Genomic DNA, 25,820 nt, shown 5'->3' with positions numbered 1-25,820 from the left:
GATGGCAAGGGCAAAACAAGGACGAAAGCATAGTTCATCATTCATAATTCGCCTTTGCTTGTCAATCGCCGTTTCAGTTCCTAAGCCAGCATAAGACAATGAAATCGATGAGTGATTTTTAAAGGTTTGGCACAAAGTTTAAAGCAATTCTTAAACAGGAATTCAACACAAAAATTACTGGAGCGAGTTGAATCTTGATTTTGGATTGATTTTCGGCAAAACTTAAGATTCAGATTAAATTTTCGGTTATCTATCATCAAAATTGTCAAAAATATTTAGGAAATCATTAATTAATTCAGCAAAAACCATTAAACATCAATCAGTTCATGATCGTATGGATCAAAGCACTTAATACGGGCTTAACCATTCATTGAATAGAAATTAAATGAAAACCAAGCCAGTCAACTCAGTAAAATTCAAGCTATAATTATTGCCGATTATTTTCGGCCAATCGCTTTTGATTGGTTTTAATCACGCTCAGAGTAATTAAGATTACCCTTTTAATTGGTTTTCAGAATTAGTCTGCTGAATTGGCTCAATGAATTGAAATGGGATCCTATGCAAACATCGATGACCTTGCCGGAACCGATAACCTTTGAAGCGGCGATCGAGCTAACGCAAGAATGGCTCGATCGCTGGGCTACTGGATCCTGGACAACAACAGAATTCGCAACGGCGGCCGCTCAGTTAGTGGCCAATGTTGCCGGGGCCCGTGGTTTTTTTGTGGTCTATTTGACCGACGAGCGATCGATTGTGGATCCTGCGCCGGAAGCCCTTGTGGTCACCCTTGCTCAATCGCCAGACCAGGTGTTGGAACTTTTGGTGAAAAATCTGGCCATGGCGGCGGCCATGGTGGTGATTCACGAGCGAGCGGGCGATGGGGCCATGGCTGACCAATCTCGCCGCACCAGCCGCCGATCGGGCAACCTGCTTCAGCAACTGGATCAGTATTTCGCCGCCCATCCGATCCTCCTGGCAAAAGCCGCCAGCCCTTCCATCACAGAGCTGCTGCACCAACTCCGAACCGCAGCCACCGAGCAAACCGGGCCCTTCGCTGACTTCCTGGAACGGTGGGGCTATGACGATTTGCAACGGCGGGCGATCGTGCGGGCGATCGAACATGTGGGTATGCAACCGGGTCGCTAGGGCAACGGCCAAGCGTTTTCGATCGAAAATCCGGCTAGCCACTCAACCAGCGGGGAAGTTTAGCCCCGATCGTCGCACTTGTCTGGGGGCGATCGATCCCGATCGCTCAAATCCTCAACCCTGCGGGAGAACCCCATTGAGGCAAGGGGCTTCAACCCCTTGTCTTCACTAAATTTCAAGCGCTATTACCCATACTGATATCAACACTAAAACTTTGAGATTGATTTTTGAATTAATTTTGGGATTAATTTTTGAATTATTGTGCCCGTTGTTACCGGATTTGCTTTGTTTACGCTTGCTTGGGACTTTCGATGCAACTCCGTAAACTCGTTTGTTTTTGGGTGCTTTTTTTAACCCAACACTTAGACCAATTAGCTTTTATTTTCTAATTGATTATCTAGAATAATCGATCCTCGAAATCCATGACAAGCTCCAAAAAATAATTCGATGGGTAACCGAAAGTTATAAGATGCAAGGCTACCGACGGTAAAACACAGCCTCCACAGTCAAAAATCATTTTGACAATCTCTATCCATACCTTGGTGAATATCTGCGATTCATCAGTCAACTCATTCACAAATCAACCTATTCACAAGTAAAGGCATCACAAGTCAGCTTAAAAAGCAATGGAGATCTCCCTGAAATTTCATCGGGCGATCGCCTGTTTGTGGTTTTTGCTTAACGAAAATTCAAAATCAATGACACAAGAAACGATCGTGACCCGAAGCAAACAACCTTGGGGTAATCGTTGGCTCGCGTGGATTCTAGCCATGCTGGTTGGTGTGGGGGTTGTTCTCCGATTTAGCCATCTCGAAACCAAAGTGTATTGGGGTGATGAAGTATTCACCTCCTTTCGGATTGCGGGCTACACCCTCGCGGAAGTCAACCGGGAACTACTGGATGAGCGCCCCCGCACCGTAGCTGAACTGCAAGCCACCTATCAGCAACCCCATGAGCAGCGATCAATGAATGACACCATTCGATCGCTCGCGGAAGATGACCCCCAACACCCCCCTTTTTTCTATGTATTCGCCAGGATTTGGGAACAAATTTTAGGCAGTGAATTGGGCACGAAACGCGCTTTTGCAGCCCTTTGCAGCCTATTACTCATCCCAGCATCGGCCGGCATTGCTGTGGAATTATTTGGTAGTCAATTGGCTGGCTGGATTGCGGCGGCCATGGTTTCCCTGTCGCCATTTCACTTACTTTATGCCCAAGAAATGCGGGAGTATGGCCTTTGGTCTGCCATGATTGCTCTCACCGGTTGGCTGCTCTTGCGGGCACTCAGAACGGGTGGCGTTTGGGCTTGGGTCGGGTGGAGTTTATCGCTCACCCTGTTGCTCTATACCCATCTGTTTTCAGTCTTAATTGCTGGGGGATATTGCTTGGTTGCGGCCTATTGGCTCTGGCGATCGAGTCAGTCTGTTCCGGCTGATCAATCTACTCTCACTCGATCATCTTCTGCGGCTAATCAATCCGCAATAACCGAGCAAGTTGCTCCAGCAAATGCTCCCCCAGCGCCCCTGTCCAGGCAATGGCAATCCTTTGGAATCAGTACCCTCAGTGCTGGCGTTTTATTTTTGCCTTGGATCATTGCCACTCTCCAAAACCTCAGCACCATTTCCCGCACTAACGGATTTACTGCCCAAGCCGTTCCTCTCAGCACATTGCTTTATAACTGGTGGCTGAATTTGGCCCGACCATTTGCAGATTGGGAGCCAGCAGGACAGATTTTGAGCAACCCGATCGCGGCGCAGGGAATTGTCTTGGGTATTGCCATTTTAGTGGCCATTAGTTTTTGGAACTTGGCTTATCGTCAACCGCTGTTGAGTCGGTTGTTGTTGTGGGCAATGATGGGATCGCAGGGCTTGGCATTGGTGATTTTAGACCTCAGCCAAGGAGGATTTCGATCGGCCATTATTCGCTACCTTGCACCTTGTTATTTGGGCTTACAACTGACCATCACGGGCTATTTGTCAACGCTGTTGCTGCCAAATACCATTCCCGATCGCCCTGCTCAGCAAGCTCATCACTCATCCAAATTCTTGTTCATCAAGCAGAACATTGATCAGAACATTCATTACATTCATCGGCGGCTCATTGCCTATGGGCTTTTGGCTATGCTGTTGGTCGCGGGCGGCAGTTCTTGCGCCATGATTTTGCCTGCCAATACTTGGTGGAACAAACAAGGGAGCTATGCAATTCCTCCCTTGGCTCAAGTCATTGAGCGCTATGAATCACCTTGGATTGTTGCTTACGACACCATGCCGCGCATGTTCTCCCTCAGCTATCACCTCAATTCTCGGGTCGTGATGCAATTTATACATGCTCAGTCACCTGTAAATGTGCCCCCAAATTATGATCTTCTGTTGTTTCGTAGTTCCCTTGAGGTGCGCGATCGACTGCAACGTTCTGGCTGGCAGCTCGATCGCCAATTTCAAACCAACACCATCTATCCCTATCTATCTCCCCTGGACGAACAGGCTCAACTTTGGCTGGATTCGGCGCAACGCAATTCCCTGCTTCCTTGAACGGGCCTTCGATTGACCCAATCTCGATTGGGCGCAGTCAAACTCGATCAGTCTCAATGAATTTCGATCCATTCCGACTCATCCAGACAAGTCGAAATTCATTGGGATTGATCCGACCCAGCCGCGTCAGGCTAAGGGGGAATTTACCGGATTCGGTCTGTGTCGCCTGTCTAGTTAGTTATCAGTAATTTTGAAAGATAATTAAACCCAGAGAGGTGAATTAGTGCTAGAACAAATTTAGAGCGTTGCAGGAAGCTTCTATGCGATCGACTACCATTTAGTCCACAATGGAGAAGGTGCTCAGTTTGTTCTTTGTTTTTTTCGATTCGGATCGCCCTCGAATTCAACTGCCTCGTAATGTATAAAAAAGCTCTTTGCTATCACGGAAATAACGATTAAATGGAAATTGATAGCCACTTTGATAAAATTATCAGCGAGAATTGATACAACTCCTTTGCCCTAGATTTGCAGAACTCTTGGGCTGTTCCAGTCAGCAGCAGCGGATCCAGCAAAAAATCGGTGAAAAAACTTGAATCTCAAATGACGACGATCGACTCATTTTCTTAAAGATAGTAAGGCGCTGATAGTTGCATAATCTTTCAAGGAATTAAACTTCCAAGGAATTAGTAGTCATGAAGCCTATTCTTAGCTTGCTATTGTTTCAAGCCTCAGATGAGGATGTTTTATCGATTATTCGAGAACTCTATCATCATCACTTTAATTTAAGTTGGAAGTGGGTTAAAAACACCAAGCAATTACAAATCGCTTTGGCGAAACAGTCATGGGATTTAATTATTTCTAATCATCAAAATCCTGGATTAAGTGCCTTCGATGTGCTTAAAATCTTGCAATCATCCAAACGTGATATACCGCTGATTGTTATTTCAGAGGCGATCGAGGATAGTCTAGCCGTTGACCTCATGCAGGCGGGCGCGGTGGACTGTTTTGTTAAGGGAAATACAACCCGTCTCCCGGAAGTGATCCGTCGCGAAATTCGCGAAGTCCAAATTCGCAGGGAACAACGCTTAGGGGCATCCCAATTAGAAGCAGTTCAAGAGCGGTTGCAATTGGCGATCGAAAGTTCAGGGTTGGGATTGTGGGATTGGTTTATCGATCGCGGCGAGGTCACTCTCAACGAACGTTGGGCTGAGATGATTGGCTACACCCTCGAAGAACTGGCCCCCATTCAATTAGGAACCTGGCAAAAATACACCCACCCTGAAGATTGGCCGAAGGCAGTCTCGGCGTTGGACAGCCATTTTCAGAATCAAACCAGCGCCTATGAATGTGAATTGCGAATGCGCCATCGATCGGGGCACTGGGTTTGGGTGCTAGCAAGGGGCAAAGTTGTTGAGCGCGATGCAACGGGTCGTCCTCTGCGGATCACAGGAACACATCTAGATATTACAGAGCGCAAAGAATCTGAATCCTTGCTCAGCAAACGGGAGCGTTATCTAACCGCAATTGTTGAGATCCAAAAGCAGCTTTTATCCAACCACACGGATCAGAATATCTATCAAATAATTTTGGAAATTTTGGGCCCAATTGCCGGAGCCGATCGGATCTATGTGTTTGAAAAGCATCAGGATCGGTTTGGCAATTCTCTCATTAGCCAACATGGAGAATGGTGCCGCCCTGGTATCCAACCTCAGCTCAATAATCCCAAATTTCAGAACTTGCGTTGCAACCCTGAGTCAAGCCATTGCCTTTCTCGGCTGACTCAGGGGCAGTCAATTAACAGCTTAGTTTCTGATTTTTTGCAATCGGAATTGCAGTCTTTAATTGCACCAGAGGTGGCGGCGGTTTTGATGCTGCCCTTGATGGTGGATGGCCAATTTTTTGGATTTGTTGGGTTCGATCGCGTCGCTCCAGATTTGTGGGACACGATCGAAATTAATCCCCTCAGTTCCGTTGCGGCTGCGATTGCCCTGTTCAAAGAACGGGAACTGGCGGTGCGGGCCTTGGCGCGCTTAAACCAAGAGCTAGAAGAGCGGGTGGAACAGCGAACCGCTGCCTTGCAGGACAGCGAAGCCCGATTACAAGCAATTATTGATTTTGCACCTGCTGTTATTTATGTTAAAGATCTCCAGGGTCGTCACACTTTGGTTAATCGATCGTTCTTGAAGTTTTTTAGCTGTACCAAGCGCGAGATTTTAGGTAAGACAAACCAAGACCTGTTTGAGCCAGAATTAGCAAAAATTCTGGATGAAAATGACAATGAGGTCTATCGGCTTGGTCGTTTTCAGCAATATGAAGAAGAGGTGGAAATTAATGGCAAACTCTATACGTTTTTGTCGAATAAGTTTTTGTTGCTCGATCGGGACTGGCAGCCCTACGGTCTTTGTGGAATTTCGGTAAACATCACATCCCGCAAAGAAGCTGAAAAAGCCATTCAGCGACAACTGGCAATGATGGAAGCTGCCATTGATGGCATTGCTCTCATCGAAAATGGTCAGTTGACCTATGCAAACCAAGCCCATGCCAATTTGCTTGGTTTTGATCGGGTTGAAGAACTCATCGGTCAGCCTTGGCAACGGTTCTATGACCCTCCAGAAACTGAACGATTTGAGCAGCATATTTTGCCCCAGCTCCAGCGCGATCGCTCCTGGCAAGGAGAGGCGATCGCCCGGCGCAAAGATGGCAGCACGTTCTATGAAGGGCTATCTCTCACACTGTCCGAAGATGGCACTTTAATTTGTGTCTGTCGGGATATTAGTCATCAAAAACACACGGAAGCACAGCTAACTAGTCTTTCTAATCGTTTGGCCTTGGCGTTGCAATCGGCAGCGATCGGGACATGGGAATGGAACTTTCAAGATGAAGTTCAATGGGATCAGCGAATTCGTGAAATCTATGGCTGGCATAACTCTGATCGCAATCCCACTTACCAAGATTGGCTGAACTGCTTACACCCAGAAGATGCCATGGCGATGGAAGCCTTGAAGCAGTGCTCCATGAACCATCAAGAGGAATTAAACCTGGAGCTTCGCATTAATCGCCCCAGTGGGGAACAACGGTTTGTGCAATGTTTTGCGATCATTGAGCACGACACCAACCATCAACCTCTGCGCATGGTTGGGGTTAACTATGACATTACTGAGCATAAACAAGCAGAACATGAAAATCAGTCGCTGAAGGAACGATTGGAATTTGTTCTTTCGTCCAACCCAGCAATTATTTACACTTGTCAGCTAGGCAAAAATTATCGATTTACCTTCGTCAGCCGCAACATTGAATCAATTTTGGGCTATCCCAAAGAAGAATTTTTGCAGAATCATGCCTTTTGGCTAGAGCATATTCACCCAGAAGACTTAGCCTATGTCCTTGACAGCCTGCATAATTTAAACGACCTGAAATATCATGTTCGCGAATATCGGTTTTTGAAGAGCAATGGCAGTTATTGTTGGCTGCATGACGAGTTTCGGGTGGTTTACGATACCCAAGGTAAACCCCTAGAACTGGTGGGTTACTTTGCCGATATCAGCGATCGCAAGGATACTGAAGAAGCCCTCAAGCAAACCAATGCGCAATTGGAACGGGCCACCAGGCTCAAGGATGAGTTTTTGGCCAGCATGAGCCATGAGCTAAGAACGCCTCTCAATGCCATTTTGGGCATGTCGGAAAGTTTGCAGGAAGATATTTTTGGGCCAATTACGCCAGAACAAACGAAGGCCGTTGCCACCATTGAAAAAAGTGGGCGGCACTTGCTGGAGCTGATTAACGACATTCTGGATTTGTCGAAAATTGAAGCCAATCGCCTGGAATTAGATTTGGATTTGGTTTCGGTTTGGGATCTGTGCGAAAACAGCTTGGCTTTTGTGAAGCAGTTAGCTTCGCAGAAAAAAATTGCCCTGAAAGCCTCGATCGCTGAAAATCTGCGGGATTTGTCGATTCAAGTGGATGGGCGACGGATGCGGCAGGTTTTAATCAACTTGTTGAGCAATGCGGTTAAATTCACGCCGGATTCTGGGGCCGTTGAGCTGGTGGTGATGATGGAAGAAGCACCGCAAAAACCACCCTATGAACCGCTCGATCGAGAACCGATCTCAACATCTATTTCAGCGCCGATCGAAGCTTCAAATTCCCAAGCTTCAGGTTCCCAAGCGTTAAGCTCCCAAAGTTCCTATTCAGATTTTCGACCGGCCCAAATTTGCTTCACTGTTCGCGACACAGGCATTGGCATCGCGCCAGAAAACCTATCAAAACTGTTCCAATCTTTCGTACAAATTGACAGCCGCCTCAGCCGCCAATATGCAGGCACAGGCCTAGGCTTGGCGCTGGTGAAGCGCATCACTGAATTGCATGGCGGTCGGGTCAGCGTCAGAAGCGAAGTGGGCCAGGGCAGTTGTTTTCAGGTGTATTTGCCCTGTTGGTCAAAGGGGCCAACGCGATCGCCCAGTGCTTCTGAAGTAGCCCCGGGACTCCATAGCTCACTGCCTGCTTGCAACGGAACCCAATTGATTGACCTACAAGCGATTGAAACCGGTCAGCCATTAATTTTGTTGGCGGAAGATAACGAAGCCAACATTATGACCATTTCCAGCTATCTAAAGGCACAAAACTATCAGATTCTATCGGCCCAAAATGGCCGAGAAGCTATTGAAATGGTGCGATCGCACCAACCCGCTTTGGTGTTAATGGATATCCAAATGCCAGAAATGGACGGGCTGACGGCTATTGCCCAAATTCGCCAAGATCCCGACTTTCAATCCTTGCCGATCATTGCCTTGACGGCCCTCGCTATGGCAGGCGACCAGGAACGGTGCTTGCAAGCGGGAGCCACCGCCTACTTGAACAAACCCGTTAAGCTCAAGCAATTGGCGAATATGATCCAGGAGCTATTAAAGCAATAACCCAAAAATCTGGAGTTAAAGATCTGAAGCTAAAAATCTGGAGTTAAAAATCTGGAATCAAGCCCCTAGAGCAACACCAAGGGCCTACGGCAAAGGCTCAGTCACCAATACTTCAGCAGATATTGAAAAAGCCCAAAAAAGAAAAGCCCAAAAAAGCCCAAAACTAAATTTGGGTATGTTTCACGTTATCAAACCGGGCTGCATATCCTAATCTAGAACTGAATGAAACCTTGAATAGGCTTGCTACATCACCAACCATGACCCGCGACCCCCTATCTTGGACTGATCTAGCAGCGCTGACCCAATGGCAACCGAACTTAGTCCATGGGCCCACCAATTCCCAAGCAAAATTGCGACTCTTTGGGCAGCCAGACGCTGAACCCCGCGTCACGCTCTATCGCGATCACCACGCTTGGTGTCCCTATTGCCAAAAGGTTTGGCTTTGGCTAGAGGAAAAGCAAATTCCTTACCGCATCGAAAAGGTCACGATGTTTTGCTATGGCCAAAAGGAGCAATGGTATAAGCAAAAAGTGCCCTCGGGCATGTTGCCAGCCCTGGAACTAGATGGGTATTTGATCACGGAAAGTGATGATATTTTGCTGGCTTTGGAGCAGGCATTTGGGCCATTGGTCTATGGCATGGAGTCGGCACTAGTGTTGCCTTTGCGCCGTTTGGAACGGTTGCTGTTTCGGGCTTGGTGTTCCTGGCTTTGCTATCCAACCTTGTCTGAGCAGCAGGAGGCTCGAAACCGGCGGCAATTTCTGGAGGTGGTGACCTCCGTTGAGGCGGCCTTGGCGGCAACTCCTGGTCCTTATTTTTTAGATCAATTCAGTACGGCAGATGTGATTTTCACGCCCTATGTGGAGCGGATGAATGCCAGCTTGTTTTACTACAAAGGCTATTCATTACGAGACGAAAATCCCCGTTTGAAAGATTGGTTTGCGGCGATGGAAACTCGATCGACCTATCGCGGAACCCAAAGCGATTTTCATACCCATGCCCATGATTTGCCGCCACAAATGGGCGGCTGTTGGGAAAACCAAGATCCACAAACTGCGATCAATCAAACCAAGGTGGATCATGGCCCTTGGTTGGGCTTGCCGGACGCAACCTATGAGGAGCCAGACACGGCCCGATCGGAGGCCCTATTTCGGATGGTGAAGCATCGGGCGAATTTAATTCGGGTGAATCCCAGTCACGATGAGCTGGTGGATCAGGCGTTGCGCTGTGCCCTGACTCGGATGATGACGGGTGAGGTTTGTGTGCCGCCGTCGGGGTCGGATGTGGCGTTGCGATATCTGCGCGATCGAATCAGCGTGCCTCGGGATATGTCGATTTATGCGGCGAAATATCTGCGTGAAGCCCTGGAGGCGACGGCGGCCTTGGCGGGCGATCGCCAGGGGCCACCGATTCCTACCAAGCACCGCCGCGATCAGGATCCAGCGAATTTTTTGCGCTGAGGATGAATCCAAGACGGTTGGGAATGGCTCAGTTGGCACACGATCGCGCCCCATACAGCCACAGCACCACCTGATCCAGCGCGGCCCGCAGGTCACGGGTGGGGGTGTTGGCGTGGTCAATCATCAAACTGAAGGCCACGGGCCCCCATTCGGGATGGTTCAGATAGCCAGACAGGGCCGCCACGCCGGTCAGCGTACCGGTTTTGGCGAGTAACTGGCCCTCTAGGGGAGTGTCCCGAAAGCGGTTGGCCAACGTGCCGGCTTCCCCCGCGATCGGCAGGGAATTTTCGTAAATCTGGGCATGGGGCGATCGAGCCATGATCGTCAGCAGTTGCACGATCGCCTCGGGGCTAACCAGGTTTTGGCGCGATAGGCCCGCACCGTCCATCAGCCGATAGGCCGTTGGATCCAAACCCAAATCAGTCAAAACGGTTGTGAGCCGATCCATGGGGCGATCGGGATCCAACCAACGCAACAGGGCCTCCGCCCCCAAGTTATCGCTGGCTTGGTTCACCTGGCTAATCACCGCCGCCAGATTGGCGGATGCCAGTTCCGCCGTGGGCTGTCCCAAGGGCCCGGGCGGATTCCGCAGATTCACGATCGGGACAACGGGCGGATTCCGAAACCGATCGTAGGCAGGGGCAGGCAGGGGGGCCACTTCCAAGGGCGATCGCTGCCAATTCACGGTCGGCGGTGGCGGCGGGGCCGCCAACGGGCGCGATCGCACCTGGCGAAAAAATTGCTCCGACAGGCGATCGGCAATCAGCCAAGCGAATTGTTGGCCCGGTCTGGGATGGGCCACTTCCGCTTGGGCCGATGTGCCCATGGGCAGCCCCCCAGTGAACAGAATCAATCCCGTTTGTCGATCGCGTTGCAATTGCCAGGTGGGTTCCGCGTCGGCCGGCAAAGCCTGAAATCCCCGAGGCTGAAACCAATTCAACAACCCTTCCACTGGCTCTTGGGTTTGCACTTCCAAACTCGGCGCACCGTCCAGAACTTGGGGGCGAAAGGTCAAGGAAACGGCGTTGCGATCGACCATGGCCCGGTTCACCACGGGAGCGTAACCATAGGTCAAATCATCCCATTCCCAACTGGGCGGAGTTTCTGAGCGATCGAACACCACCACATCCAGCGCCTCCGTGGGCGGGTGCAAGGTCGCCAGGCGATCGGCCCAAGCCTGGAGTTGTTGGTGGGTGATGGTGGGGTCACCACCGGGCACAATCCACCAAGCGGGCCGGGGTTGGGTGGCGCTTTTGGGTCGCCAATAGGCCCGCGTGGGCGATCGAAACTCGGGGCCCAACGCCGCCAGGGCCGCCGCCGTGGAAAACAACTTGGCATTGGAGGCTGGCACAAAAAATTGTTGAGCTTGCCCCTGAATCAAGGTTTGGGGATTGGCAGGATCCAAGGTGCGGGCCAGGAATCCCCAGTGCGATCGGGCCCAGCGGGGATCCTGTTGCCATTGGGCGATCGCGGAGGGCAAGTCCGCCAAGCAACGGGGGTGGGCTGGCTCCGTGGCCCCGGCAACTCCAGCCCCCAACAGCCCGATCGCCCCGATCGCCGCCAACCCTTGAGCAGCCCAGCGTCCCTTGATTCGATCGTCCATGACGATGTTTATTGACAAGATTGATTGGTAATGTTCGCTTGAAAACGCTCGTTAACCGTCCATTAGACTGCAATTCGCGCACCGGGCTTCAGCTTCAACTCAGCTTTAACTCAACGCCTAGTCAAGTCCTAATTCAGATCCAATCCAGATCCAATCCAGATCCAATTCAGATCTAAGTTGCAGCTATGACAGATTGCTCCCGCCGCCGCCCCCTACAATAGGAGGCAGTCGAGCTTCTGAACCGCCTGCCCAGTGCTAGGCGATCGATCCGCCCGGTCTCATTGGTAGCCATTCTGCCAGGGCGATCGCCCCGATCGCGCCCCCCATTTTCACTGCCCCATCCAACTGATCGCCGTTTTCGATTTTTCCTAATTTATGGAGTTTCAGCTCACCGAACGCCAAGAGCGCATTTTGTTCGCCACCATCCGTCACTACATCTCCACGGCCGAGCCGGTGGGGTCAAAGGTGCTGGTGGAAGAATATCAACTGGATGCGAGTCCGGCGACGGTGCGAAATGCCATGGGGGCCTTGGAAAAGGCCGGCTTGCTCTACCAACCCCACACGTCAGCCGGGCGCGTCCCATCGGACTCGGGCTATCGGGTCTATGTCGATCGTTGCGCTGTCCCGTCCGATCGCACAGCCCAAAAGGTGAATCAACTCCTGAGCGATCGCCTGGATGCTTCGTCGCCCCACTTGGAAGTGTTGCTGAAGGGAGCGGCCCAGTTATTGGCTCGCCTCAGCGGTTGTATTGCGGCGATCGCCTTGCCCCAAACCCGCACGGTTCAAGTGCGCCATGTGCGACTGCTGCCCATGGAGGTCGATCGGGTGATGGTGTTGGTGGTAACGGATGATTACCAAAGCCACTCCGCGATCGTGCCCTTACCGAACACCGAAGAGGCTCCCCTACCGGATCCGGAAACCCTGGAGCGGGAGTTGGTGATTCTGTCGAACTTTTTGGATGCTCGTCTGCGGGATCACTCCTTCTTGGCCGTGGCCCATTTGGATTGGGATGAGCTGGGCCGGGAGTTCGATCGCCGGGGCCAAGCCTTGCGGGAAGCCTTGATTCATTTGGCGCGCCGGGCCCAAACCCCGATCGCCACCCGAATTTTGATTAGCGGCGTGTCGGAGGTGTTGCGCCAACCGGAGTTTTCGGAGCTGCAACAGGTGCAAACCCTGATTCATCTGCTGGAGGCGGAACAGGATCAACTGTGGTCGCTGATTTTTGATGAGCCAGAAGATGAGCGCCGGGTGCGCATCCGCATTGGCATGGAAAACCCCTGGGAACCCATTCAGGGCTACACGCTCATTTCTTCCCTCTACGGCAACGGTCTATCGCCCCTTGGCAGTGTGGGCATTTTGGGCCCGACCCGGCTGGATTACGATCGGGCGATCGCCGCCGTGGGGGCCACCGCCGACTATCTATCCGAGGTGATGGGCGCGTCAGGATCGGAACTGCTAGCAGGTCGCTACCACCCGGCGATCGGCAACCCCGACAGCTCTGGTTAATTGCCCCCAAACCATGGGCATCAGCCCTTGAGACGCGAAATGGGCGTAGTTGCCAGACCCGATCGACCGGGGCGCTTCCGGGTGCAATGAACGGCCCCGCCCGTGGCAAGATAGGGGCGATCGATTCGCAGGAGCAGCGACCATCTTGGAAGTGACGTTTTTGGGCACGAGTTCTGGCGTACCGACCCGATCGCGCAACGTTTCCAGTTTGGTGTTGCGGTTGCCTCAGCGGGCCGAAGCTTGGTTATTTGACTGCGGCGAAGGCACGCAACATCAGCTTTTGCGCAGTGAAGTGCGATCGAGCCAAATCACCCGCATTTTCATCACCCACATGCATGGAGATCATATCTTTGGGTTGATGGGATTGTTGGCCAGTTCTGGCCTCGCGGGGCAACCTCACCCGATCGATCTCTACGGGCCGGCCGATTTATCGGGGTATTTAAAAGCCTGTCAGCGCTATTCCCAAACCCGGTTTTCTTTTCCCATCAAAGTCCACGCCGTGGAACCGGGCAAAATCTTTGAAGATGACGAATTCACGGTGCATTGCCAACTGCTGGAGCACCGGGTTCCGGCCTATGGTTACGCGGTCACGGAAAAAGATCGCCCCGGCCGATTTGATATTGAAAAAGCTCGGGCCCTGGAAATTCCCGCCGGCCCGGTTTATGGCCGTCTGAAGCGCGGCGAAACCGTCACCCTGCCCGACGGCCGCACAATTGACGGCCAAACCCTCTGTGCGCCGCCGGAACCAGGACGCAAATGGGTTTATTGCACGGACACGGTGTTTTGTGAGCGATCGATCGAGCTAGCCCAGGATGCCGATGTGCTGATCCACGAGGCCACCTTTGCCCACGCGGATTCACAATTGGCCTTTGAGCGGCTCCATTCCACCACCACCATGGCCGCCCAAGTGGCCTTGGCGGCGCAGGTCAAAACCCTGATCATCACGCACTTCAGCCCCCGCTACGCCCCGGGCAACGCGATCGACTTTCACGATTTGCTGAACGAGGCCCGAATGATTTTTCCCAACACGGAAATGGCTAAGGACTTTTGGAGCTATGAAGTGCCCCGCCGCCGGGCGATCGACCTGGCCTCGGCTTAGTTAGCTGACAGACGATTGGTATGAGGTTGCCGCGCACTACGACTAGCGGACTAGGCACTTTTCGATCGCGACTGACTGAATTGCTAGGGCTATTAAACTTGCTTGTTGAAAAAACTTGGGAGCCAGAAACTCTGAATGATTTGGTAAAGGTGCAAGCTTAGAGTGGCTAATTTCGATGATGTGGTTTTTGATGGTTTGGTGAGGAATTAGCGATCGCCCTCAAAGCTCGCCTGATTTCCGGATTTTTGTCAGCTTTGGGTTATTACTTTTAAGGCTGTCCTATTTTTCGTCACCAAACTCCTTAGATGCGCCCAGACCAGTTGACTATTGATCGCGCTCTGGTCTGTGTGACTGGCTTGCCGCGTGCCGGTTCCACGCTGCTTTGCCAGCTTTTAGCGGAGCATCCCGAGATTGAGTGCGATCGCATGAGTTCACCGCTATTGGGTGCATTGCAAGCCCTGCGCGGTCACCTTAGCGACAGCGAGTTTTTGCTCTCCCGCCTTGATGGAAACTTTGACTCCACCTATCAACGGCTGGCGCGATCGAGCCGGGCCTTTGCGGCCGCCTGGTGGAACACCGATCGCCCGATCGTGGTCGATAAACATCGCGGCTGGCTGAGTCAACTGGAATTAGCCCTTGAGCTAGATCCCCAAGTCCGGATGTTGGTGTGCGTGCGGGAACTCGGTCAGGTGCTCGGCTCGATCGAAGCCCAACATCGCCGCACCGTCTGGCTCGATTTTCCCGATGATTTGGCGAATTTAGCGCCCTATGGCCGCGCCGAAGCCCTATTTGCACCGGCTGGCGTGGTGGGCGGTCCCCTGCGGGCCATCCAAGGGGTGCAGGATCGATCGCCCCAGGAGCAACAGCGCCTATTTTTCGTCGTGTTTGAGCATTTGATGCAGGAACCGGCGGCCGTGATGGCGGAAATTTTCGCTTGGTTGGGCCTGTCGCCCCAGGCGATCGACCCGCAAAACCTGACGGTGCAGCCCCATGAAGCCGATAGCTACTACCGATTCAAATATCGTCATCAGACCTTTGGGGCGGTGCGATCGCCCCCGGTGCATCCCATTTCACCCCGGATCGCAGCGGAACTGCAAGACACCCATCGCTGGTTCTACGAGCTGTTCTATCCCGGATTACTGACCTGAGCCTCACGGACAAACCAGCCGATGACACTGCCTAGGGGGGCGCTGTCATCGGCTCCTAAAGCTTCCCTAATCCCACTACTCAAGGCAACCATGGCTGATTTTCTCGTTACCCAAGCAAACGATGACGGAACCGGCGCAACCGCCAACACCTTCAGTTGGGCCATCCTGCAAGCCAACACGGCGGCGGGGGCCGATCGCATCATCCTGCAAACCAACGTCACCGTTACGGGGGTGATGAAACGGCTGCTGAACAGCGACATCACGATTACCGGCGACGACCCCGCCACCCCCGCGATCGAAACCCGCACCATCAGCGGTGGTGGCAGCTTCCGTCCCCTGTTTGTGAAGTCGGGAACCATCGCCCTGGACAACCTCACCCTCACCAACGGACGCGCCCAAGGGGGTAGCTCCCGAGAAGGTGGCGGCGGTGCGGGCATGGGTGGGGCGCTGTTCATCTATGGCGGCGCAGTCACCGCTAGCAACATCACCTTCTCCAGCAACCAAGCCCAAGGCGGAAATAGCGGCATTCTCACACCCGGGGCATCCGGCGGCGCGGGGATGTTTGGGAATGGTGGCTTCGGCGGCGGCGGCGGCGGCCTGTTTGCCTCCAACACTGGTGTTACCGGAGCTGATGGTGGTTTGGGCAGCTATGGAGCTGGCTTCGGCATCGGCGGCAACGCCGACAGCACCAGCGGCAGCTTCGGTGGTGGCGGCGGCGGCTATAGCGGCGCCAGCGGCGGCTTCGGTGGCGGTTTCGGTGGCGGCGGCGGCTATAGCGGCGGTGGCGGCTACGGCGGCCGCGGTGGCTACGGCGGCGGTGGTGGCAGCGGTGGCAGCGGCGGCGGTAGCGGCGGCTTCGGCGGCGGTGGCGGCAACGACGTGGACAGCGGCGGCGGCGGCGCAGGCATGGGGGGAGCTGTGTTCATCCGCACCGGCAGCCTAACCATTAGCAACAGCACCTTCACCAGTAATACAGCTACGGGTGGCACGGGCGTAAATCCTGGACAAGGACTCGGTGGCGCGATCTTCGCCATGAAATCCACCACCAATTCCAATGGCAACAACCAAGGGATGCCCGGTAGCAAACCTGCCGTCACCCTGAACAACGTGACCTTTACAGGCAGCAGCGCCGCCAACAACAGCGTTGCGGGTGCAGCCCCGCTATCCATTACCTCCGGTACGAATCAAGACAACGAAGACCTCTTCGGCGACACCATCACCCGCACCTCCCAGCCCACGGTCAACCTCTCCGTTAGCAGCACCAGTGGTTCCGAAGCCGCCACCACTGCGATCACCGTCACCGCCACCGCCAGCGCTGCGGTCGTTGGCGCACAAACCGTCGCCCTCGCCGTGACCGGCACTAACATCACCGCTGGCGACTACACCCTCAGCAACACCACGATCACCATCCCCGATGGGGCAACCACTGGCTCCGTCACCTTCACCGTGGCGGATGATGCCCTGGTGGAGGGCACTGAAACCGCCACCCTCACGATTTCTACCCCCAGCAGCGGCATCGCCCTCGGCACAACCACCACCGCGAACGTCACCATTACCGACAACGACACCGCTGGAGTCACCCTCTCCAAATCCACCGTCGCCGTGGCTGAAGGCGGCGCAACCGACACCTACACAGCGGTGTTGACCAGCCAGCCCACGAGCAATGTGACGGTGAATTTGGCTCCCAATGCCCAGCTCACCACCTCCAGCCCAGCCCTGACCTTCACAACCGCCAACTGGAATACGCCCCAAACCGTCACCGTCACGGCGGTGAATGATGCAGTCGCTGAAGGTGCTCATACCGGCTCGATCGCCCACACCACCACCAGCGCCGACACCAACTACAACGCCATCACCGTTGGCAGCGTCACAGCCAACATCACCGACAACGACACCGCCGGAGTCACCCTCTCCAAGTCCACTGTCGCGGTGGCCGAAGGCGGCGCAACCGACACCTACACCGTGGTGTTGAATAGCCAGCCCACGGGCAGTGTGACGGTGAATCTGACTCCCAATGCCCAGCTCACCACCTCCAGCCCAGCCCTGACCTTCACAACGGCCAACTGGAATACGCCCCAAACCGTCACCGTCACGGCAGTGGATGATGCAGTCGCTGAAGGTGCTCACACCGGCTCGATCGCCCACACCACTACCAGCGCCGACACCAACTACAACGCGCTAACGATCGCTCCAGTCACGGCCAACATCACTGACAACGACACCGCCGGAGTCACCCTCTCCAAGTCCACTGTCGCGGTGGCCGAAGGCGGCGCAACCGACACCTATGCCGTGGTGCTGAACACTCCGCCCACGAGCAATGTAACGGTGAATCTGGCTCCCAACGCCCAAGTCAGCACATCGATTACAAATCTCACCTTCACACCGGCCAACTGGAATATATCCCAAACCGTCACCGTCACCGCCGTGGATGATGCGGTGTTTGAGGGGCCCCATACCGGGGCGATCGCCCACACCACCACCAGCGCCGACACCAACTACAACGCGATCGCCGTCGGCGGCATCACGGCCAACATCACCGACAACGATGTACCACCCGCCCCGCCTGCACCCGCACCGGGCCCGGCTCCTGCGCCTACACCCACGCCTGTGCCCAGCATCCCGATCGTGGCGGCTCCCCCGGCTCCGGCTTACTTCTCCATCAACCTCGGCAACAACGGCCCCACCCTGCTCAACGCCACGGATGTTCCCGTCCGCTTCGGGGATAACCAAGATAGCGGCAATCCCTTCCAAACCCTGACGATCACCAGCCTCAGCCCCAATCCTCTGAAGTTGTTGGGCTTGGAGTTACCCGCCGGATTCAGCTTGGTTGACCCGCTGCCGGAAGTGGTGCTGCCGGGTCAGGCAGTTCCCATCACCCTCAAGCTCAGTGGCAAAGCAGGCGACTACTCAGGACAGTTTGTCCTCAAAACCGATGGCGAACCCCAATCCTATCGCCTCCCGCTCGTTGGCAAACTGCTCGTCGATTCCACGCCGCTTTCGGATCGGACACTGCCCGTTTGTCCCTGCGATACGTTGACGGATCCCACCATTCCCCAGTCCATCTCTCCCAAAACTGGCTCTGAGGGCAATGACTCCTTGGCCGGAACTCCCAACAGTGACCATCTCTTGGGGCTGACGGGCAATGACTTGATCAGCGGCCGACAGGGCACGGATTATCTCTTTGGTGGCGAAGGGGATGATTTCCTGTTTGGCGGTCGGGACTCCGATTGGCTCAATGGTGAGGTAGGTAATGATTTCCTCTCGGGCGACCTGGGCGCAGATACAGTGTTGGGCGGTGCGGGTAATGATGTGATCTTTGGCGATCGCAGCACGCCCGGGGAAACGGCAGAGTCAGGCACGGATCTGCTCTGCGGCGGTGACGGAAACGACACACTTTTTGGCAACCAACAGGCGGATACCCTCTGCGGTGGAATGGGTAACGATCTGCTCTTTGGCGGTCGGGGGGCTGATTGGCTGTTTGGCAGCGATGGCGATGATCTGCTCAGCGGCGATCGGGGCGAAGACACCCTAATTGGCGGCGCGGGGAGCGATCGCTTTGTGATTAGCGAAGGCACTGAGACGATTCTTGATTTTGAAGATGGAATCGATCGCCTGGTCTTACCCGTAGGCGTGGCTTTCGAGTCGCTCTCACTCTCGGTTAGCAACGGCTTCTTGAACCTCAGCAACGGCACAACACTGCTCGCCAAAATCGCCAACCTCACGCCCAACCAACTGACCGCGGCCGATTTGGCTCCAGCTCCGTTCTAGGCGCGTGTCCTAGGCGCGTGTCCTAGGCACGATCAATGGTCGGTGGATGGCAAAACCAGGGTTTTGGGGATTGGACGACAAACCCTGAACCCCTGGCCTGTCATGCTTGCCAAGACTGCCCAGAGCGTCTGGCAGCCCAAGTGTTAGACCTGTTGCGCCCCCAGGGCGATCGGCTCCCATTGGGGTAGAGTCGCCAGTCTGTACGCCATGACCCGCCGAATTGCGAGTCGCACGGTATAGTTACCCCAATCCGTTTTTCGCGCAACCATGTACGACAAGATTACGCCCCCCACCGTCGGTGAAAAAATTCGCTTTGAAAACGGTCAACCGATCGTCCCCGACAACCCGATCGTTCCCTTCATTCGCGGCGATGGCACGGGCATTGACCTTTGGCCCGCCAGCCAGCGCGTGCTTGATGCGGCGATCGAACAAGCCTACGGTGGTCAGCGCAAAATCTCCTGGTTCAAGGTCTATGCGGGCGACGAAGCCTGTGAAGTCTACGGAACCTATCAATATCTCCCCGAAGACACCCTCACGGCCATTCGGGAATATGGCATGGCAATTAAAGGCCCCCTCACGACTCCCGTTGGCGGCGGCATTCGATCGCTCAACGTGGCCCTGCGGCAAATTTTTGATCTCTACGCCTGTGTTCGTCCCTGTAAGTATTACAACGGCACGCCTTCTCCCCACAAAAGCCCTGAAAAACTGGACGTGATTATCTATCGGGAAAACACCGAAGATATTTACCTGGGCATTGAGTGGAAACAGGGCACTCCTGGCTGCGATCAATTGATTGACTTTCTGAACAATCAACTGATTCCCGAAACTCCGGAACTGAAAAATAAACAGATTCGGTTAGATTCCGGCATCAGCATCAAACCCATCAGCATCACCGGTTCCCAGCGCCTAGTCCGTCGGGCAATTCAAAACGCCCTGCGGTTGCCCAAAAATAAACAGGCCGTGACCTTGGTTCACAAGGGCAACATCATGAAATACACCGAAGGAGCCTTCCGGGATTGGGGCTATGCGGTGGCAACCGGTGAATTTCGTGCCGAATGCGTGACTGAGCGGGAATCGTGGATTCTGAGCAATAAAGAGAAGAATCCTGACCTGTCGATCGAGGACAACGCCAAGCTGATTGACCCCGGCTATGACAGCTACCCCGCCGAAAAGCGGGAAGCCATTTGCCAAGAGGTGCGCGAGGTTCTGGAAGCCATTTGGGACAGTCACGGCAACGGTCAATGGAAGGAAAAAGTGATGGTCAACGATCGCATCGCTGACAACATTTTCCAACAGATTCAAATTCGCCCCGATGAATATTCAATTCTGGCGACCATGAACCTGAATGGCGATTATTTGTCCGATGCGGCCGCCGCGATCGCGGGCGGTTTGGGCATGGCTCCGGGGGCTAACATTGGTGACAACGCAGCCATTTTTGAAGCCACCCACGGCACTGCGCCCAAGTATGCCGGATTGGATCAGGTCAACCCGGGATCGGTGATTTTGTCTGGCGTAATGATGTTGGAATTCATGGGCTGGCAAGAGGCGGCTGATCTGATTAAGACCGGTTTGGCCAAGTCGATCGAACAGCGAGAAGTGACCTACGATCTGGCTCGACAGATGGAGCCGCCTGTCAATCCGCCGCTGAAGTGCTCGGAATTTGCCAGCGCCATCATCAAAAACTTCGGCTAGGGCTTCATGGGCCAAGGGGCGAATCCGTTCCCAAAACAGTGGGTTCATCACCTGCTGTGCTGCGGAAGGACTGACCTTGGCCCCGCCTCGATCGGTTCCCGATCGATTTCCCTAATCAATTGCTGGTCAGTCATGGCCATGCCTGGCTGACCAATCCTGATCTCAATTTCCAATCCATCAATACTAATCAGCATGGAACCTGGAACCTCAAAGCGACTGGCTTTGATGGTGATTTTTAAGGGCGATTATTTAATGCTGATCGATGGTATAAACCATGACTTCATAGCCCAAATGGAATGAATTTCAAAGCGGCTTGCTGTTTAAAATTGTTTTGAAATTGGCCGAAGCGTCTACAAAAGACACTGTTAAGTTCTGGTTTATACAATTAGTCGCCTGTTTTTAAAAGTCGGGTTATGGTGATAAAGAATCCCTTCGTAGGGTTTTCTTCTCGGCCAATCTCGATCAAATTCAATTAATCGCAGTTTGCTGCGGTCTTTCGCCCCTTTTGAACAGAAGCGTGATTTGGAACGAATGCTAATGGATACCGTGACTGTGCAAGATTTGGCAGCCTATTTACGCGAACCGACCGGTCTGGTGCAACTGGTGGATGTGCGGGAGCCTCAAGAATTGGCCTTGTCGCAACTCCCTGGATTTATTAATTTGCCCCTGAGTGAATACGAACAATGGAGCACCATGATCGAATCAATCCTGAACTTTAATCAGGAAACCTGGGTGATCTGTCACCACGGGTTGCGATCAGCTCAAATGTGTCAGTGGCTGGAAGGGAAGGGCTGTCAAATCGTGAAAAACATCACAGGCGGCATTCATGCCTATGCCCTAGAGATCGATCGCTCAGTGCCCCTTTACTAGGTTTTCTTTGGAGTTACTGAGGTCTTTCAACTAAACAGATCGCAATTGGTTTGCTGATTGTTTGCTGGAATTCACTGAAGTTAATTGACGTGATCTGAAGTTGCTGAAATTGGCTGAAGTGAAGTGACTAAAGTTAACTGGTGTGATCTGAAAGTTGCTGAAGTTGCTCAAGTTAACTGATGTGATCTGAGTTGATCCCACACCACAAAACTCAGTGGGACAACTCACCGCTTGGGCAAGCTCGGTTGCGACCACGGGTTTTCGCTTCAAACAGGGCCAAGTCAGCCGCGGCCACCAGCGCCGAGGGATCTAAATTGGCACGCGGGATCAGACTGGCGGCCCCTAAGCTCAGGGTCACAATCGAAGCCACGGGCGAATAGGCATGGGGAATTTGCAAATCGCGGATGGTTTCGAGAATGCCATGCGCCACCGTCATGGCTCCGTCGATGTGGGTTTCCGGCAAAATCACCGCGAATTCTTCCCCGCCATAGCGAAACGTGAGATCCGTTGATCGCTTCACGGCCTGGGCGATCGAGCGGGCCACCTGGCGCAGACAATCATCCCCCGCCAAATGGCCATAGCGATCGTTATAGGTTTTGAACGAGTCAATATCACCCACCAAGATTGCCAGGGGCGATTGTTGGCGCAAGGCCCTTTGCCACTCTCGGGCCAGGGCCTCATCAAAACTGCGGCGGTTGGAAATGCCCGTCAGGCCATCCAACGTAGCCAGTCGCTCCAACTTTCGGTTGGCCAACTCCAACCGTCGATATAACTCCGCCTGTTGAATCGCGATCGCCAGTTGGCCGGCCAACTGCTTCAAAAACTCAATTTCCCAGGCTTGCCAACTGTGGGGTTCGTGCCACTGATACACCACCAACAGTCCCCACTGATCATCTCCAAGCGGATTAGGCGGATGTCCCGTGGTGGCCCCGCCCTCTGGGCGATCGTCCATTTTCAGCGGCAACACCGGCACCGCTTCCCCTCGCAAAATGGGCACGGCTAGGATGGCACGCACCCCCGCCTGGGCAATGGCATCCCGGTAAGCGGCCGGCCAGCGATCGTCCGCCAACACATCCTCCACCTCCCAAATCTCATGCTTCACGAGGTAGAGCAACCGCTCCAGGCCCGCCCCGTCGGTCACCGCCTCGCTGCCACAGACTGGAGGAGCGGCATCACGGCAATTCATCGCCGACAGCTCCAGTGCATGGGTGCTGGATGGGTCAGCGTCCGATCGACTCGCCATCCCCGCCGGAGTCAAGTGACGATAGATGGCCGTTTGATCCACCCCCAACACTTCGCGCACCGTTTGCACCGTCGTTTGCAGAATTTCCCCCAAATCTAGCGATCGGCGAATTTGCTGGGTCACTTGGCTCAGAAGTTGTTCCCGTTCCGCCTGTTGCCACAACAGGGCCTCCGCCTGTTGCCGTTCCGTAATATCCGTAATCACGCCCAGCAGTTGCCGTTGGGTTGAATTGGGCAACATCAAGGGCTTTTTAATGGTTTGAAACCAACGCACTTCGCCCGTTGAGCTGCGGCGTGGCTCCTGGGCAATATATTTTTCTTGCATGGTTTCAATGATCGATTCTTCCTCCCGCTGGCTATGTTGCACCTGGGCCGAGTTTCCGCCCAGTTCCGCTTCTGTTTTGCCCAGCATTCGCCCGGGCGTTGTGTTGTAAAACGTTGCCAAAGCTTCATTAACTAGGGTGAATCGCCCTCGTTCATCCTTCACAAAAATAAAGTTTGGGTTCGCGTCAACAATTGCCCGCAAAAACGACTCCTGCCGTTGCAATTCTTCGCGGTTGTGGCGCAGGTCATCCAGAATTTGTTGCCGCTCGATCGCATAGCGCATGGCCCGCGACAGCAAATTTGGCCGCAATTCATCTTTTAAAAGGTAGTCTTGGGCCCCTTCGCGCAAGGAAGCCAACCCGATCGCCTCGTCATCCAACCCCGTCAGCACCACGATCGGCACATCGGCCACCGCCGATCGCACCCGCCGAATCGTATCCAGCCCGTAGCTGTCCGGCAGGGCCAAATCCAACAGCACAATATCGTACCGCCGTTGATTCAACAGCGTCAGGGCATCGCTCAGGCGATCGACCCTTCGCCAACGAAACCCTTGGGTCGTCACCTTCGCCAAAATCATTTCCAATAATCGCGCATCCGTGGGATTGTCTTCCACGACCAGCACTTCAATCGCTGAGTCCCCCACCGCTGAATTAACCTCCTAGATCCTGTGGCCGCGCGATCGTGAGTGGCATAGCATGACTGACCTCAAATGACCTCGATCGTTGTCAACTTCAGCCTAACCACCCAAACCTCAACCCCCAAGGGGATTGATTGGCAAAATTGCCGCCACCGGTTTGCCTAATCATTTCCGCCCATGCGACTCCAGCAGTCCTCCCACCCAGAAAGCAATCAGACCTTGAGGGCGGTTGTCTAGCAGAATCCCAGTGATCCTACTCATTTAACCAACCCCATGACCAGAACTTTCCCAAAGGTAAAGGCAAAGTAAAGGCACAGCCGAACATCCTTGGAAGTTCGGCTCGTTAGGTCTATCTCATGCAAATTCCTGCCCTATACATCATGACCCATCTTTTTAAGACCAACCTTAAACTGGGAAGTCTTAGCAAGTGAGCTGATCAAACTCATGATTTTCGTCTAAGTATTAACGAGAGAAGCCTACCAATCAATATTCTTGGATTGTTTTTACGCTGTGATAGAAACATCACTGTCCTTGAATATTTTCAGGATCAATCATGCGCTCCCGATCGGTCAATTGTTCAGTATTAACCCAAATCAACCCAAGCATGGTCAAGGAATGTCTGGGCAATGTGCGAAATGCTACCAGAGTGATTACAGATTCAAATACAGCTCTTACCTCGCTGACTACGCACAGTTATCTATAGTTATTCGTAGGTATCTGTAGGGTGGCTAATGTCCACCTAATGATTGCTGCATGGCATCTGTGATATGGCGTACCGATTGTTCCGGGTAAAGGCTCTACATCAATTTTAGCTAACGATTCGATCGCCAGTGGTCAAGTTTAGTTATGCAAGCGGCTCATCCAATCTGTTCGGTTTCTTTGCAGGTAACAACCATATTAAAATCAACTAACTCGTCAAAATAAATCATCAAGTAAATAATCAAAATCAAGAACAAGAATTTGTATGATCTTACATCATCACTTCAAGTTTCATGTTGTCAGCAGCGAAAAATTATCTATTTTATTTTCAGAGTTTATTTTTAGGCTTCATTTTCAGGTTTTATTTCTGGTTTTTATTTCTGAGTTTTATTTTCAAACAGTAAACCGATGATGGCTTTTAGAACTTTGGAGAGGGTAATTTCACAGAACGTAACCAAAACGCCTCGATCGCCAATAGCGTTTCTAAAAGACTATGTAAACTATCTGGCTTGGTAATGTAGGCATTGGCTTGCAATTCATAGCATCTGCGAATATCTTCCTCTTGATCAGAAGTGGTCATCACAATGACAGGAATGATTTTGAGTGATGGATGTTTTTTAATTGCTTCTAAGACTTCATAGCCACTGCGACGGGGTAAGTTCAAATCTAACAGAATTAAATCGGGCCAGTATTTTTCAGGAACTAATGCTGTTTTCTCTAAAAACTTGATTGCCTCTTCGCCATCTCGCACCAAGTGTAATCGATGGGGAATGTTCAGCCGCCCAAACAGCCTTTCTGTTAGCCTGGCATCAACCGCTGAGTCTTCAATGAGTAAAATTTCAATATTTTTTGCTGGCATTATAACGACATCCTAACAATCTGGTCACTGCCTGCTCATTTGCTGAAAGGGGTAATGATTCTGAAATTGGGGGTCATTATTAATGGAATTATATTCCTATTGACTCATCATTTCATTCACTCACAAACTCACTCATTCACCAATCCTTCGATCGATCAACAAACCCTGCACAGCCCGATCGAGAACCCCTCAACTGAGAAATCCTGCTGTTGTCTGGCAATTACTCCATTAAACCCACTCAACTAATTCAGCCCCTTGCACTCATGGCACTCATTGGGCTGGCCCAACTCAAACGATTGGGCAATTTAATAACAATCATTGGCTTTAATGACACGGTCGAAAACCCATGGCACGGGCGATCGAGCGGAATTAAACATCAATCC

13 protein-coding genes are annotated in these 25,820 nt (G+C 52.9%); 10 read left to right on the top strand and 3 right to left on the bottom strand.

The features are described from left to right. Window positions 1-558: 558 nt before the first annotated feature. From H6G52_RS15950 to H6G52_RS15935, 4 genes are all read left to right on the top strand, one after another. Window positions 559-1,146 (top strand): hypothetical protein, encoded by a 588-nt coding sequence (locus H6G52_RS15950; protein ID WP_099534602.1) that lies wholly within the window; start codon window positions 559-561, stop codon window positions 1,144-1,146. A 770-nt stretch (window positions 1,147-1,916) separates the two neighbouring features. Further along, complete coding sequence (locus H6G52_RS15945; protein WP_190529568.1) at window positions 1,917-3,677, top strand: glycosyltransferase family 39 protein; 1,761 nt, start codon at window positions 1,917-1,919, stop codon at window positions 3,675-3,677. Window positions 3,678-4,309: 632 nt separating this feature from the next. Continuing rightward, window positions 4,310-8,530 (top strand): PAS domain-containing protein, encoded by a 4,221-nt coding sequence (locus H6G52_RS15940; RefSeq protein ID WP_370567727.1) that lies wholly within the window; start codon window positions 4,310-4,312, stop codon window positions 8,528-8,530. 257 nt (window positions 8,531-8,787) lie between these two features. Continuing rightward, a complete protein-coding gene (locus H6G52_RS15935; protein ID WP_190529563.1) occupies window positions 8,788-9,990 on the top strand; it encodes a glutathione S-transferase family protein in 1,203 nt (400 codons plus the stop codon). 28 nt (window positions 9,991-10,018) lie between these two features. Here the strand turns inward: H6G52_RS15935 and dacB are convergent, their stop codons facing one another. Continuing rightward, window positions 10,019-11,593 (bottom strand): D-alanyl-D-alanine carboxypeptidase/D-alanyl-D-alanine-endopeptidase, encoded by a 1,575-nt coding sequence (gene dacB / locus H6G52_RS15930; RefSeq protein ID WP_190529561.1) that lies wholly within the window; start codon window positions 11,591-11,593, stop codon window positions 10,019-10,021. Between the two features lie 375 nt (window positions 11,594-11,968). On the opposite strand from dacB, the gene hrcA reads away from it, so the two are divergent. From hrcA to H6G52_RS15900, 6 genes are all read left to right on the top strand, one after another. Continuing rightward, complete coding sequence (gene hrcA / locus H6G52_RS15925; protein ID WP_099534280.1) at window positions 11,969-13,099, top strand: heat-inducible transcriptional repressor HrcA; 1,131 nt, start codon at window positions 11,969-11,971, stop codon at window positions 13,097-13,099. Between the two features lie 145 nt (window positions 13,100-13,244). Beyond that, complete coding sequence (locus tag H6G52_RS15920; protein WP_190529559.1) at window positions 13,245-14,198, top strand: ribonuclease Z; 954 nt, start codon at window positions 13,245-13,247, stop codon at window positions 14,196-14,198. Window positions 14,199-14,518: 320 nt separating this feature from the next. Then, complete coding sequence (locus H6G52_RS15915; protein ID WP_242026435.1) at window positions 14,519-15,346, top strand: sulfotransferase; 828 nt, start codon at window positions 14,519-14,521, stop codon at window positions 15,344-15,346. A gap of 90 nt (window positions 15,347-15,436) precedes the next feature. After that, window positions 15,437-19,114 carry a Calx-beta domain-containing protein gene (locus tag H6G52_RS15910; RefSeq protein WP_190529555.1) on the top strand — a complete coding sequence of 1,226 codons (3,678 nt, stop codon included), beginning with the start codon at window positions 15,437-15,439 and terminating at the stop codon, window positions 19,112-19,114. Between the two features lie 267 nt (window positions 19,115-19,381). Continuing rightward, a complete protein-coding gene (locus tag H6G52_RS15905) occupies window positions 19,382-20,806 on the top strand; it encodes an NADP-dependent isocitrate dehydrogenase (RefSeq protein ID WP_190354718.1) in 1,425 nt (474 codons plus the stop codon). Window positions 20,807-21,343: 537 nt separating this feature from the next. Continuing rightward, complete coding sequence (locus H6G52_RS15900; protein ID WP_190354719.1) at window positions 21,344-21,676, top strand: rhodanese-like domain-containing protein; 333 nt, start codon at window positions 21,344-21,346, stop codon at window positions 21,674-21,676. 211 nt (window positions 21,677-21,887) lie between these two features. Here H6G52_RS15900 and H6G52_RS15895 read toward each other — a convergent pair whose 3' ends face one another. Both H6G52_RS15895 and H6G52_RS15890 read right to left on the bottom strand, forming a co-directional pair. Then, complete coding sequence (locus H6G52_RS15895; protein WP_099534283.1) at window positions 21,888-23,885, bottom strand: diguanylate cyclase domain-containing protein; 1,998 nt, start codon at window positions 23,883-23,885, stop codon at window positions 21,888-21,890. Between the two features lie 1,111 nt (window positions 23,886-24,996). Further along, window positions 24,997-25,437 (bottom strand): response regulator, encoded by a 441-nt coding sequence (locus H6G52_RS15890; RefSeq protein ID WP_099534284.1) that lies wholly within the window; start codon window positions 25,435-25,437, stop codon window positions 24,997-24,999. Window positions 25,438-25,820 lie beyond the last annotated feature (383 nt).

Source organism: Limnothrix sp. FACHB-881, assembly GCF_014698135.1.
Classification (GTDB): Bacteria; Cyanobacteriota; Cyanobacteriia; order CACIAM-69d; family CACIAM-69d; genus CACIAM-69d.
This window is presented reverse-complemented; position numbering and strand designations above follow the sequence as displayed.

What these genes read in the sequence shown, in the direction of transcription:
- H6G52_RS15950 (WP_099534602.1), top strand. Translation starts at nt 559, where the DNA reads ATGCAAACATCGATGACCTTGCCGGAACCGATAACCTTTGAAGCGGCG.
- H6G52_RS15945 (WP_190529568.1), top strand. Translation starts at nt 1,917, where the DNA reads ATGCTGGTTGGTGTGGGGGTTGTTCTCCGATTTAGCCATCTCGAAACC.
- H6G52_RS15940 (WP_370567727.1), top strand. Translation starts at nt 4,310, where the DNA reads ATGAAGCCTATTCTTAGCTTGCTATTGTTTCAAGCCTCAGATGAGGAT.
- H6G52_RS15935 (WP_190529563.1), top strand. Translation starts at nt 8,788, where the DNA reads ATGACCCGCGACCCCCTATCTTGGACTGATCTAGCAGCGCTGACCCAA.
- dacB (WP_190529561.1), bottom strand. Translation starts at nt 11,593, where the DNA reads ATGGACGATCGAATCAAGGGACGCTGGGCTGCTCAAGGGTTGGCGGCG.
- hrcA (WP_099534280.1), top strand. Translation starts at nt 11,969, where the DNA reads ATGGAGTTTCAGCTCACCGAACGCCAAGAGCGCATTTTGTTCGCCACC.
- H6G52_RS15910 (WP_190529555.1), top strand. Translation starts at nt 15,437, where the DNA reads ATGGCTGATTTTCTCGTTACCCAAGCAAACGATGACGGAACCGGCGCA.
- H6G52_RS15905 (WP_190354718.1), top strand. Translation starts at nt 19,382, where the DNA reads ATGTACGACAAGATTACGCCCCCCACCGTCGGTGAAAAAATTCGCTTT.
- H6G52_RS15900 (WP_190354719.1), top strand. Translation starts at nt 21,344, where the DNA reads ATGGATACCGTGACTGTGCAAGATTTGGCAGCCTATTTACGCGAACCG.
- H6G52_RS15890 (WP_099534284.1), bottom strand. Translation starts at nt 25,437, where the DNA reads ATGCCAGCAAAAAATATTGAAATTTTACTCATTGAAGACTCAGCGGTT.